This window comes from Sphingobacterium bovisgrunnientis (assembly GCF_009829085.1).
Classification (GTDB): Bacteria; Bacteroidota; Bacteroidia; order Sphingobacteriales; family Sphingobacteriaceae; genus Sphingobacterium; species Sphingobacterium bovisgrunnientis.
In genome coordinates, this window is sequence record NZ_WUQY01000038.1 from 1 (window position 1) to 11974 (window position 11974).

At 29.8% G+C, this 11974-nt stretch carries 13 protein-coding genes; 10 read left to right on the forward strand and 3 right to left on the reverse strand.

From position 1 onward, the window contains the following. Positions 1–461 precede the first annotated feature (461 nt). From GOQ16_RS14830 to GOQ16_RS14835, 3 genes are all read left to right on the forward strand, one after another. A complete protein-coding gene (locus tag GOQ16_RS14830; protein WP_160070003.1) occupies positions 462–1316 on the forward strand; it encodes a hypothetical protein in 855 nt (284 codons plus the stop codon). Positions 1317–2163: 847 nt separating this feature from the next. Beyond that, complete coding sequence (gene tnpA, locus GOQ16_RS18435) at positions 2164–2286, forward strand: IS66 family insertion sequence element accessory protein TnpA (protein ID WP_438865734.1); 123 nt, start codon at positions 2164–2166, stop codon at positions 2284–2286. Positions 2287–2878: 592 nt separating this feature from the next. Beyond that, positions 2879–3535, forward strand: coding sequence for a hypothetical protein (locus GOQ16_RS14835; RefSeq protein WP_160070004.1), 657 nt, complete (start codon positions 2879–2881; stop codon positions 3533–3535). A gap of 81 nt (positions 3536–3616) precedes the next feature. On the opposite strand, the gene GOQ16_RS14840 is transcribed toward GOQ16_RS14835, so the two are convergent. Continuing rightward, on the reverse strand, positions 3617–4357 hold the full coding sequence (locus GOQ16_RS14840) for an IS4 family transposase (RefSeq protein ID WP_160070005.1): 741 nt from the start codon (positions 4355–4357) through the stop codon (positions 3617–3619). 148 nt (positions 4358–4505) lie between these two features. Between GOQ16_RS14840 and GOQ16_RS14845 the strand changes: the two genes are divergently transcribed. Next, positions 4506–5045, forward strand: coding sequence for a hypothetical protein (locus tag GOQ16_RS14845; RefSeq protein ID WP_160070006.1), 540 nt, complete (start codon positions 4506–4508; stop codon positions 5043–5045). Between the two features lie 134 nt (positions 5046–5179). Here the strand turns inward: GOQ16_RS14845 and GOQ16_RS14850 are convergent, their stop codons facing one another. Beyond that, positions 5180–5623: a hypothetical protein gene (locus tag GOQ16_RS14850; protein WP_160070007.1), complete on the reverse strand. Its 444-nt coding sequence runs from the start codon at positions 5621–5623 to the stop codon at positions 5180–5182. A gap of 277 nt (positions 5624–5900) precedes the next feature. On the opposite strand from GOQ16_RS14850, the gene GOQ16_RS14855 reads away from it, so the two are divergent. The 6 genes from GOQ16_RS14855 to GOQ16_RS14880 all read left to right on the forward strand — a co-directional run bounded on the left by GOQ16_RS14855 (position 5901) and on the right by GOQ16_RS14880 (position 10379). Next, the gene (locus GOQ16_RS14855; protein ID WP_160070008.1) at positions 5901–7730 is read left to right on the forward strand and encodes an RNA polymerase beta'' subunit family protein; all 1830 of its coding nucleotides are present in this window, start codon (positions 5901–5903) and stop codon (positions 7728–7730) included. A gap of 270 nt (positions 7731–8000) precedes the next feature. Then, a complete protein-coding gene (locus tag GOQ16_RS14860; protein ID WP_160070009.1) occupies positions 8001–8606 on the forward strand; it encodes a recombinase family protein in 606 nt (201 codons plus the stop codon). A gap of 135 nt (positions 8607–8741) precedes the next feature. Then, positions 8742–9182 carry a hypothetical protein gene (locus tag GOQ16_RS14865; protein WP_160070010.1) on the forward strand — a complete coding sequence of 147 codons (441 nt, stop codon included), beginning with the start codon at positions 8742–8744 and terminating at the stop codon, positions 9180–9182. Continuing rightward, complete coding sequence (locus tag GOQ16_RS18175) at positions 9182–9382, forward strand: helix-turn-helix transcriptional regulator (protein ID WP_160070011.1); 201 nt, start codon at positions 9182–9184, stop codon at positions 9380–9382. Before GOQ16_RS14865 ends, GOQ16_RS18175 begins: the two co-directional genes overlap by 1 nt. A gap of 437 nt (positions 9383–9819) precedes the next feature. Beyond that, entirely contained in the window at positions 9820–10068 is a 249-nt protein-coding gene (locus GOQ16_RS14875) for an AbrB/MazE/SpoVT family DNA-binding domain-containing protein (RefSeq protein ID WP_160070012.1), read from the forward strand. Further along, a complete protein-coding gene (locus GOQ16_RS14880) occupies positions 10062–10379 on the forward strand; it encodes a type II toxin-antitoxin system PemK/MazF family toxin (RefSeq protein ID WP_204987493.1) in 318 nt (105 codons plus the stop codon). The genes GOQ16_RS14875 and GOQ16_RS14880 overlap by 7 nt, the downstream gene beginning before the upstream one ends. A 61-nt stretch (positions 10380–10440) precedes the next feature. On the opposite strand, the gene GOQ16_RS14885 is transcribed toward GOQ16_RS14880, so the two are convergent. Continuing rightward, positions 10441–11802, reverse strand: coding sequence for a serine hydrolase domain-containing protein (locus tag GOQ16_RS14885; RefSeq protein WP_160070014.1), 1362 nt, complete (start codon positions 11800–11802; stop codon positions 10441–10443). Positions 11803–11974 lie beyond the last annotated feature (172 nt).

Genomic DNA, 11974 nt, shown 5'->3' on the forward strand with positions numbered 1-11974 from the left:
CAAATAAGACTTTGGCAACAAAGCACAAGTCTGTGAAGCCCGAAGCCCATTTGTCTTTAGCAAATGGGTAGTTCACTGATTATAGTTCGAGTAAAGCATTAGGGCGCGAATTATATAACATAACTAGACAGTCAGATCAATATTTATCTAAAGGTAACATTCTAGATGCATACAATTTTTGGAAAGTTTTCATACAAGAAACTATCCCCATCCTAGAATATTCAGACGACAGTAGTGGCTCAATCGGTGATATTATAGAAAATGCGGTAGACTCTTTCATAAATTTAGCTTATCAAGCACCTGTTCCACTAAAAGAGAATATTGCCAATTATTTAAAATCGGAAATCCAAGATTTAAAGTATTTCAGTTATGGTAATTATGGGTATGCATTAACAGACTTATATGCAGACTTATGTATAGATCTTAATAAAAGAGAGGAATTTATTTTTTTTATTAAGACGATGATACAAGGTGCTAAAACTAATAATAATACATATGATTACGAATCTTTTCTTACAAAATTGATACATTTTCTTTTGGAGGAAGGTCGGAATAAAGATGCGGAAGAATTTATTAAAGATAATGTCCATTTACCAAAAATAAGGATGATACTCATTAATGAATTGATTGAAGAAAGGGAATTTGATTCAGCTAAAACGCTGATCAATGATGGACTCATATTAGCAGAGAAAAACAAGCATTTTGGTTTGATTAGTGAGTGGAAAAAGTATTTGCTTCACATTGCAGAACTTCAAGGAGATATTTTTACGATTCGTAAATATTTAGAAAATTTAGCTTTTGCATCTTCATTTAATAAGGAATATTATGTGAAATGGAAAGAATCGTATACTAAAGATGAATGGCAAGATGTTATAAAAAATAAGATTGATTTGATCAAGGAAAATGTTCTTAAAGATCAAAAGTCATTAAATAGATCTATACAAATGCCTGATTATGTGCTGTTATATCTATTAGGGCCAATATTAGTTGAAGAGAAAATGTTTGATCATTTAATTGATCTTGTAAGTAGGCAAAGCGATTTACAAATTGTATTACGCTTCCATCCTTATCTATACCAGAATTATCCACAAGAATTAATGTACTTATATGTGCATCTTTTAAATGAACAGGCAGAGATAGCATCTGATAGGAATGATTATAAGAAATTATTACAAGTGGTCCAAACAATTTATATAGATATACCTGCTGGGCGAGATTTACTTAAAGAGCAAACTTTATTGTGGAGAAATACATATAAACGACGTCCAGCAATGCTTGATGAAATAAATAAATTTCTGGCTCAGAATAAATACTAGTGAATAAAGGAGTTTAATATAATTTTTTGTGTTGGACCTTTTTCTGTAACTATACTTACAAATATAAGAACAATTGTAAATTGGGATAGCGGTTTATTTTAAGCAACTTATATTTTTTGAAGAATCAATATGCATTTTTTAATGAGCTGAGATAATTCTAATCTTATCAGATCAGGGAATATATTAAAGTAAAGAAAAATTAAATTTGCTTATCTAGTAATAATAATATAAACACCGTACTGGTATTTTGTAAGGAATATTTATAAATATAAGATGAGGAACATTCAGCAGATGATATTATATAATGTTATTTGATTTAAACAGTAAGCTCACGTTAGTAAGTTTATTTTGGGAGACAATAAAAGTAAACTAACATTCGTTAAGTGTATAAGGTGATTTTTCGTAATTTATAAATTTAACCTACTCGATCATTCGAGTAGGTTTTTATATTTTAGTGTTCACAACTGTAATATTGAAAATTTAGAACTTATAAAATCGGCTTTCTTTTATTTATTGGAAAGCTTTTAGTAAATAATTTGCTTTATAAGTCTAATATTAATTTAGCCACTCAAAATATTTTATATCATGATTTTTACTGTTAGCAGATAACGAGTAGATCGTAGCAGCGCGCTGTGTTGTTTCATACGTACATGCAATTATATCCACCGTCCCACAGTAATTCTATACAGCTCTTTATAATATTCAATAAAATGTAATGTAAATTTTATAGAATCAAAACTGACTTAAATATCTGTATACGTCCTTTTAAGTACATGTTTAATAGCTTAACTGTTGCTCATATTATTGAATGTTGAGTTTGCAAGAAAAAAGTGCGTCAATGTAATCTATGATAACAGATTGGCAAATAAGCGGTAAAGGCAAAAAAGCTTACTGTTCTGAAAACGGCATTAATGAAGCAACTTTTTATTATTGGTTATCGCGTAGGTTATGTCTGGTGATAATGTTTTAAAAAATTGAGTATAGTTATATGGATCTTTAACTTATTCGACATATTGTTGGTAATGATTTTGGTAAGTAAGGCCTGGATGATTGGATTCATTATTCATCTTATCCAGATATAGCATTGGATCATTATGGCGATTAATATCTACGGTAGTAAATCATGAGAATATATCAGAATGCGCATATTCATCTAGTTCAAGAATAGTAGGCGATGTAATCCTTTGGTTTTAAAGAGTCTAAGGTAAGAGTTGACGGTATTACGAGAGATTCCTAAAAAAAGTTACTACTTTAAGATTGCTTAAACCATCCAAATGTACAGTTACAATTTGTTTTAAGTCCATTGGGTCAAATATATTGGTTAAGCTGCTGATTGTTTGTAATGCAACAGGGTAAATTAATGATCTAAAAAAGTGGCACAGATCGAACCGAAAAATTTGGCACAAATCAATCCGTAATATCCATTAATTGTTGCGTGTAAAAACCAGGGTTTTGTGAGACTTATCACTGATGTTAAATAATCTGTAGAGTAATATCAGCTGAACTAATTGTATATTAGTTCAGCTAATACAATTATTATAATTCAATTCAAAAAGGTAATAGTGAAACTGAAAAAAATACGTGGACATAAGAGAAGATGGAACCACATTGAAAATTGGCGTCAAGACAATCTAGGCCTCAATCTAACGGACTATTTACTTAACGAAAGTGACCGTTGCTACGTGAAAATTGGCGTCTATCCTTGGAATGGTTTGTCTTTAATAAATAGTGTAACTCCAGAGCCTAAAAGAAAGACAAAGCAAAAAATGCTCAATGGACTTTTGGATATTTATGAAGAATGGAAAAGACAGCTAGATAATCTTGGACAACCATATTATTTGAAAATTTGGCTTTTTGAACCACGCTTCTCTCATTCGCAAGTTGTATGTGCGATTGCTGACAGTATTGAATTTAATGAAAATGCTTTTTACATACCTGAAATAGATAAAAAAATACAACTTGGCAATTACGGAATTTTAAAGATAAGGCTATCCAAGTTAGATTGGGGGTATCGTTTAGATGAAGATCACTATGATAATACTGAGGTTGGAGAACCAGAAATATATGCTTCAGAACAAGACTATAATGACTCAGTAAAATGGTTTAAAAAACTTTTAAAAAAGCCACATCGGACTCATAAATTTAGAGAATCAGTCGGGGAAATCATTGAAACATATTCATTTAAACGTGGCGAACTATGGCTTGGTGGACAAGAATAAAATGACTTATCGCATATTTAATGATCGCATGATCTAGTTTTTATTAGGAAGATATTTTGGGTTACTTTTTTAGGGATGAATTTATCTCACAATATGGTCCTCAAGTATTCCATGCTGCTTCATGATATCGCTCTGAAAACTTTTGACAACCGTGTAGTTCATGTTGGATTTGCTCCGTGTGACAAAGAAACAGCTGTTGCTGTCCAAAACATTCATCCAGCTGTAATCTACGTAAGCCCGGTCGACAACAACTACACAGCCTTTGGGAAAAGAGATGGATTTGGCAACCTTGGATTCATGCCGTTTACCCTCTGTGATATGTACGAAGCTTGGCATACAGCCATCATAATCCAATATCGTATGCAATTTTACCGCTCCTTTGGCGCTCCGGAACTTTGCCCAGTCAAAAACCGACAGACATAAAGGAATGACCGTCGCATCCATCAGCAGGATCTTTCTTTTAAGCTGCCTGAGTTCCGATCGCTGATGGGGGTGATCCTTCCAGAGCCTGTCCAACAGCGCATAATAGAGATCCCTGAAAAGAACATGATCACGATGCGCATTCATGTAGGACAGGTTCGATTTACTGGGAACTCTGGAAATACCCATATGGCTCATGTTGCCCGTAGTACTGCGAAGACCGTTGCTGATATCACGCACGGAATCCGCCGAAGACAAATGGCAGAAAAGCATACTTACCAGATGAGCCCAACTGTTAATACCCTTATGATGTTTGTCACTCTGGTAAAGGTCAACCAATCTGTTAAAAATAGTACGGTCTACAAGACCCAGAATCTGAGAAAATACATTTATATTTACCATGGCGGTGGGTGATTTTTAGCAAAATAAATATAGCAATCTCTGCTATATAAATTCACCGCCATTTTTTAATTATTTAGGACGCTAGTGATGTCATATTTAAATTTTTATGCGTAGTTTTTATACCTTCATTATAATTTATTATTGTTTAATGTTTTTTACATCTTCTTGTAATACTAGTACTCAAAAATCATCAGATCTAACTGACAAGATTCAATCATTGCGTGAGCTTACAAAAGATGAGTATGATGTTTTTAATAGTTGTATTACATTGTATTTCGATGCTATGGAAAATGGAAAATACGAGTATGTTATTGAAAAGATGTATACTCCCTTTTTGACAGAACTTGCAGAACAAAACACGGGATATAGTGAAGAAGAATTGGTAGAGAAATTAGCTGAACAAATACGCTTGATTTATGTCGAAATGAAAAATAAGGGTATAAAAGTCACAATTAACTTGGAAGAAGTTAATCCTTCTGTAATTGATTATGATAAAGATTTGTACAATGTTATTAAATACAAAGTTACTAGGTTTCGTAAAGCAAAAGAACATAGTGAAATTAGAAGCCTTTTTGCTATTTCAGAAGATTCTGGAATCACTTGGTCCTTTGTTGAAGATACTGACGACTCAAGAGCTATCATTAAAGAAAAGTTGCCCGACAGTCTTTTTAACCACTTAATAAAATAGAAAATCTTTATATATAGAATATCTGTTTAAACATAAAGGTCATAAAGCTGTGTAATACCTACCACCCATTTTTTGCCATGCATCCCTACGGACATGCTCTACTGCCCTTCATTTGTTGTCTTTTGTGATAATTATTATTCATTTAAAAAGAAGAAGCTTTTATTACTATCAGATACAAAAAATTCAACAGCCTGGATTTCATCGTTTGTGTAAAAAAACTGCCATTTATATTTTTTATCATGGATGATAGATTCACTTGTTGCAAGATAACGTGCTCTATTTTCAGAATCTATCCCAACTGTTTCTGAAAATAGAACAATCGATACGCTTTCTCCTCCTATTATAGAGCTATTAAATGTAACATATGTTGTTTTCCCATTAAAATTAATATCAATGTCAGCTTGAACGTTAAGTTCTTTAATTGTTTTGGGAGGTAGTTTTTTTCCGGTTTTTGGGTTTAAATTATGTTCTAATATTAGGACTTTTTTAAAAGAAGCTGATGATGGGGGAATTATTTGAGAGATAACTTCTTTATTACACAAAAAAAGTATAAAAAAGGATAATAATTTTATGTTCATAAGTAAAACTGGTTAAAAAGTGTATTGGTTTCGAATTGTAAAATTAAATATTCACATTATATTAAAAGAAATAGTTTTTACATTTTTTTTAAAAAAGAATTACTTCATAAGTATACGGTTACCCAATAGTCCTGAATAACATTTATTATACTTTTTAATGTCGGCAATATCACATCTTAATTATTTCGGATCAATGAGGGTTTTGTGAGACTTTTTGTATATTGGTTTTGCTAACAAAATTGTTAGCTGTAATTATTAAAAACACCACCGATATTAAATGTGGATACCAAAATCTAATGTTTGGAATAAGGATATGACTCGTTCCGAACAATTTTTAGCTGAGAGATTTTTACAAAGATGTGATTATGATGAAGCTGTTTCAAAAAAACATAGAACAATCAATGGCTATACACAACTAAATGAATTAATAAAACTATGTAAATTAAGCTTAAAGAGAGTAAGAACTGTAAAAACTCTTGTTGTAATTTTAAAAGAGGCTCAATCAGAAACAATAAAACAGAATATTAATAATGACATAATTGTTAATCTTTACTTTCAAGATTTGAAAATATATATAAAGTCTATAAATCCTGAAGAAGAATTAAGAAATGATAATCTAGATAAAGTAAGAGGAATATTATACAATCTTAAGAAATTTTCTATCCAATTAGAAAAATACTACTTTTCTCAATTACTTATTGAACTGAATAAAATTGACTTCAAAGAAGAAATAAAAATTCAAAGAGAATTAATAAAAATTTCAAATTTAATTGATTTAATTATACCTTTTTATTTACATAAAGGTTACAGTATTAATTCATTAAATGAAGTATTTAAAAGGTGGATAAATAATGGTTATCATATCAATATTGCAAGATTTACAAAATTTTTCAATAATAATAAGAACCTTTACGAATTACTAGTGTATATTGGAAGCAACGAATCTGAGATTAATGAGATAAGAAAGGTAGTTTATAAAAGTGGATTAGGAGACATTAGATCAGCAAAAGATTTCAATTCTGAATTCTATAATAAAAAGCAATATATTGAAAGAGATAAAGTCATTTATTATAGTACTGAAGCTAAAGACCCTATTTCATTTATTAGAAATCAGTATGAGTTTTTATTAAGGAATTTAGTAATAAATCGAGATAGAAATAGCTTGTCGATATTTAATATATTTTTTAAGCATAGCTATTTTAGGCGTAGTACCAGTAATCAACATTTTTTTTCTAAAATTAAAATTGACAGTGACCCAATTAGCGTAAATTCAAGAACTAGTACTTTGATTAATTCCTTAATTAAAGATTCTATGATCACCACTTTCAATAAAACTTCACAACTTGATTTTATCAAAGATGAGAATCTTAAGAAAGCAATATTTTATTATAATTTAGGTTTAGGTTCAAAATCCATAGAAAATTCACTCTCTTTGATATGGACTTCACTTGAATGTATATTACCTTATAGAATATTTAAATCTGACATAGAAAACATTAGGTATATTCTTGCAAAAACAATATCAGTTGGAGCGTTTACAAGAGATATAAAATATTTAATAAAGCGTGTTAATTCTGTAGACAAAGTAAATAATAATTGCTTTGAAAACATTGGTATTAATGAGTTAGATAGAAATATTAATTGTATTTCAATTTCAAAATGGATGAATTGGCTTCTAGAAGACTCTGCAAATAAATTTAATCAATTCAATAAACAATCTTCATTATTAGCATTTGAATATTCTGAGTTGATAAAACCAATGTCAACTGGTAAATTAAAATTTATTTTAGATAGAATTAATTCATCTAAAGAATCTATAGAATATCAACTTCAAAGAATTTATTTGCATAGAAATCAAATTGTTCACTCTGGAGATTATATAAATGAATACACCAACTTATGGATTCACCTTGAATGGTATGTTGGAAAATTATTATACATAATTGTAAAAGAAAATGAAATAAGTAATAATTTTGAAACAATCGAAAGTCTATTTTTAGATATTGAGTCACAATTCGATTTTATAATATCATACTTAGAAAAAAATAGTTCTAAAAGTATTAAAGACTCAAAACGTATTTTGGAAAGTTTATATAAAATTGCCTAATTAAATACGGATAATAACTAAGCTTCCATCGTACCCTTAGGGTAAGAGATGAAAGGCCGTTGAAAGAAATCTAATAATCTGAAGTTTTCGAATTGTCCTATTTGAATTCATCTCACAATACGGTAGTATTTTGATATTTTGTGTTGTTTATAACTGATGATTAATGTAGCTTCTGAATCAAGTATATAGTCTATTTTGTGCTATCTTAAAAACTCGTCTCTTTAAATAAAATTTCATAAATTTATTATATATGAGTTTATGCGAAAAAATATGAAGATAGGATACGCTAGAGTTTCGACTAAAGATCAGAACTTAGACTTGCAAATTGAAGCCCTTCAAAAGGCAGGTTGTGAGAAGATCTTTGAGGAAAAAATTTCAGGCTCGACAAAGAATCGACCTGAACTGGATAAGATGATCGAACAGTTTAGAGAAGGAGATGAACTTTATGTTTGGCGACTTGATCGATTGGGTAGAAGTCTAAAACATATTATTGATTTGGTATTGTCGCTAAGTGAAAAAGGTATCATCATAAAGGGCTTGACTGATGGTGTTGATACCAGTACTATCAATGGTCGATTGTTCTTGAATATTATGGCTTCATTAGCGGAATATGAACGTGAATTAATCCGTGAACGAACGAAAGCCGGTCTACAATCAGCCCGAGCACGTGGTAGGCTAGGAGGTAGGCCCAAGGGATATAGCAAAGAAACCATTTCTAAATTATTTCTTATGCGTTCAGTTTACAAAGATGTCAAAAAGAGTCCAGAGGAAATATATACAGCACTTAATTTGACACGTGCTACTTTCTACCGCTACGCAAAGATTTTAGATACGCATACAGATGAGGAAATAAAGAAAATGACTTTAGGTAAATAGTTTGCTTATCTTCAGTATTTAACATATTTGAACTGATTGAAAAACAGCTAAGTGTATCGATTTGTTAAAAATATTTAAATGGTTTGAAGTAAACAACTAAAATGTTAAGTTTACTTAACATTTAAATTTAAAATTATGAAAATATTACTTCCCAATCGTTTCAAAAAGAAAGGATTCATTATGGCTCCAATAGGTCTTATAGGCTGGCTACTTATTCAATTAAGCGACCTTCCTTTATCCATAAGATATCTTCTTATAGACGCTGAATTACCTATGATGGTTAGGCCAATTATTTTTACTATTGCTTCAATTTCGTTGATAAGCTTTCTGTTGGGTGTACTATTTATTTGTTTTTCTGAGGAAAAATATGAAGACGAAAGAATTAAAAAAATTAGGGTAGAAAGTTTTCAAATAGCTGCTTTAAGCCAACTATTTTTTATTTTTTTAATGTTTTTGAGTATTATTATTTTAGGTTCGCCAAATGAAGGTTTATTAATGCTCCTGTTTATAATAAGCCTTCTAATATTTTGGATAGTTTTTATATTTAGGTTTTCATATAAAATACATGTGGTATAGTGGTTAATCATTTAAGGTGTTTCCGGTCAAAAAAAAGATTAACTCAATCTGATTTAGCAAAGCTAGTTTCGGTATCTCGTCAAACAATAATATCAATTGAATCTAATAAGTATTCACCATCAGTAGTGTTAGCTTTAAAATTAGCTAAAATTTTACATGTTAATGTGGAGGATATATTTGAGTTAGAAGAAATAGATTAAATATTCATATGTGGGCGACATATTCTTATAGATTGGATTACTTAACTGAATTTTTATCTGAAGTTTTAATCAATTTATATAAGTAAAATATACCATAGTTAAAATACGGTATACCCACTAAAAAAAAGCCTGAAATTTAATCAGGCTTTTCTGTTATGCGTACTTGGAGTATCTACCTTTTTTGTGACGAATTACTTGAGTTCGAAATTACTGTTTTTTGTTCCTGCAGTAAATCTTTATTGATTAATTTAGTAAAAAAAAACTATAGTTGTTTTACGATACGAAAAATATTATAGACTTTATTTAAAAGTGAATACAGTTTATAGTAGATTATGTATTCTTAAAGAAGCGACATTTTGGCGGGTATTAGTCTCAAAAAAGGTTAAATTTTATAATCAAATTTTGACATGTTATAATATTGTTATAACTTTAATAATATGAAAACTAAAATTAGAAAAATTGGTAATTCTTTTGGTATTATAATAGGAAAACAAATTCTTGACCAACTCCATGTTACGGATGAAGTTTCTTTAAGTGTCAAGGATTCTAAAATCATTATCGAAGCAGTTAAACCAAAACATCGTGAAAACTGGGAAGAAATGTTATTAAAAGCCAACTCTTTAACAGATAAAGAGGTTTTAGACTATTTTGATAATGATTTCGACAAAACAGAATGGACATGGTAAAAAGATTTGAAGTTTATTTTATTGACCTTAATCCTACCATTGGAAGCGAAATTTATAAAATTAGACCTGCTGTTATAGTTTCACCAAATGAAATGAATAATGCTTTAAACACACTAATTATAGCACCGCTCACATCGACACTAAAGCCTTATCCTATGCGCGTAAATTGTAACGTAGATGGAAAGCAGGGTCAGATTGCTTTAGACCATATAAGGTCTGTTGATAAAAAAAGATTAAAGGGCAAGCTTGGAGAAATTGAAAATTCTACACAAAAAGAAGTTGTTAATACTCTATTAGAAATGTTCTCGTAAATTAATCTCATAAAACGATAATAAACTTATATTCATAATAATAAAAATTTGATAAACCAATTTAACTTTTATCGGACGGTAATGATTGTTTTTTTAAAAATACCTCTTGAGAATTTCCTTGTATGACTATAGCTTTAGCTTCATTAGGATAGAAAGTTAATTTTATATCTTCATAAAGAAATTCATTTTCATTTGTGTATTCAAATGAAATGAACATTTGACCTATCGCTGAATTTTGGAAAATTAAATAATTTCCATTCGATGAAATTGTGAATGAATACGTTTTGTCTTCATTACTATAAGTTCCACTTAATTGTTGAAATTCTTCTTCAGTAAGCTCATTAGTTTTTTTAAAATTCGGAATATTGGGATTCATTCCGTATTCGGTTTGAATAAAGAAATTATTCATATAGAATGGAGATATATTTGTTGCGTTTGCTAAAGAGACTACTCCAATCTTTTCTTTAGGGAAATACCAATATTCAGCAAAATAATTTTCAACGCGCCCCCCGTGCTTATATCCTTCTTCTGGACTATTAAAAGCTGTTCTTTCTATGCCAAAACCATACGAACCTTTTTCTTTAGGAAGCATTAAACTTAGGCTTTCAGAAGAAATTATTTTATTGTTGAATAACGCAGCTATAAATTGATTAACCTCAATAGCTGATGAAAAAATGCCTCCACTAGCAAAATGGGCAGCATAATTACAAGACGAGTTTTGAATAAACTCGTCTTGTATATTATACGACACGGCTTCATTTAATGTTTCGTCAATTTCATTTTTAAAATATGTGTGTTGTAGATTTAGTGGTTGACAGATTTTTTGTTGTAATATTTCATTATAGGATTTGTTGTATAATCGTTGAAGAATAAAACCTAATAGCACATAATTTGTATTTGAATATGCGTAGTCTGTACCTGGCTCAAAATAGTTGTTTTCATTTTTGAAAAAATTAATAATTTCTTCCTCTGTATGAAATGTTTGACTCCATGTATTTTCCTCTTCTTTTTCTGTGAAATTATACAGTCCAGACCGATGATTAAGTAGCATTTCTATGGTAATATTATCAGATTTTTTTATTTGAGGATAATAGAGATTTAATTTATCATCTAGTTTTATTTTTTTTTCTTCTATTGCTTTCATAACCAATACTGCTGTATAAGTTTTGGTAAGAGAACCAATTCTAAAGGCTGTGTTGTTATCGTTAAGTTTATTTTTTTCGACATTAGCATATCCTATTGCTTTACTGTAGATTATGCTGTCATTACGTGAAATCGCAACAGATCCCATCACTTTTTTATTTGTAAATAGGGTGTTTAGATAATTAGTCAGTCTTTCTTTCTTCTCTTCTTGCGCTAAAGAGGAATGCGAAAAGTTGAAATAAAATATGATTGTAGTTATTAGTGGTAATATTCTTTTCATTCTAAGTGCGTGTTTTGGTATTTTGAGTCATTGATTATCGTAAGTAAATTTGTGCTTGAAACATAAAAAATACAATGGTTAAAACTAGTCATTTATCTCCAATAATTGGACATTTAAGCTTCTTTCCTAAGGAGAAGTTAGTCTCAAAAAATGATCTGATTTGTTGATAGCT

What these genes read in the sequence shown, in the direction of transcription:
- GOQ16_RS14830 (WP_160070003.1), top strand. Translation starts at nt 462, where the DNA reads ATGATACAAGGTGCTAAAACTAATAATAATACATATGATTACGAATCT.
- tnpA (WP_438865734.1), top strand. Translation starts at nt 2,164, where the DNA reads ATGATAACAGATTGGCAAATAAGCGGTAAAGGCAAAAAAGCTTACTGT.
- GOQ16_RS14840 (WP_160070005.1), bottom strand. Translation starts at nt 4,357, where the DNA reads ATGGTAAATATAAATGTATTTTCTCAGATTCTGGGTCTTGTAGACCGT.
- GOQ16_RS14845 (WP_160070006.1), top strand. Translation starts at nt 4,506, where the DNA reads ATGTTTTTTACATCTTCTTGTAATACTAGTACTCAAAAATCATCAGAT.
- GOQ16_RS14850 (WP_160070007.1), bottom strand. Translation starts at nt 5,623, where the DNA reads ATGAACATAAAATTATTATCCTTTTTTATACTTTTTTTGTGTAATAAA.
- GOQ16_RS14855 (WP_160070008.1), top strand. Translation starts at nt 5,901, where the DNA reads ATGTGGATACCAAAATCTAATGTTTGGAATAAGGATATGACTCGTTCC.
- GOQ16_RS14860 (WP_160070009.1), top strand. Translation starts at nt 8,001, where the DNA reads ATGAAGATAGGATACGCTAGAGTTTCGACTAAAGATCAGAACTTAGAC.
- GOQ16_RS14865 (WP_160070010.1), top strand. Translation starts at nt 8,742, where the DNA reads ATGAAAATATTACTTCCCAATCGTTTCAAAAAGAAAGGATTCATTATG.
- GOQ16_RS14875 (WP_160070012.1), top strand. Translation starts at nt 9,820, where the DNA reads ATGAAAACTAAAATTAGAAAAATTGGTAATTCTTTTGGTATTATAATA.
- GOQ16_RS14880 (WP_204987493.1), top strand. Translation starts at nt 10,062, where the DNA reads ATGGTAAAAAGATTTGAAGTTTATTTTATTGACCTTAATCCTACCATT.
- GOQ16_RS14885 (WP_160070014.1), bottom strand. Translation starts at nt 11,802, where the DNA reads ATGAAAAGAATATTACCACTAATAACTACAATCATATTTTATTTCAAC.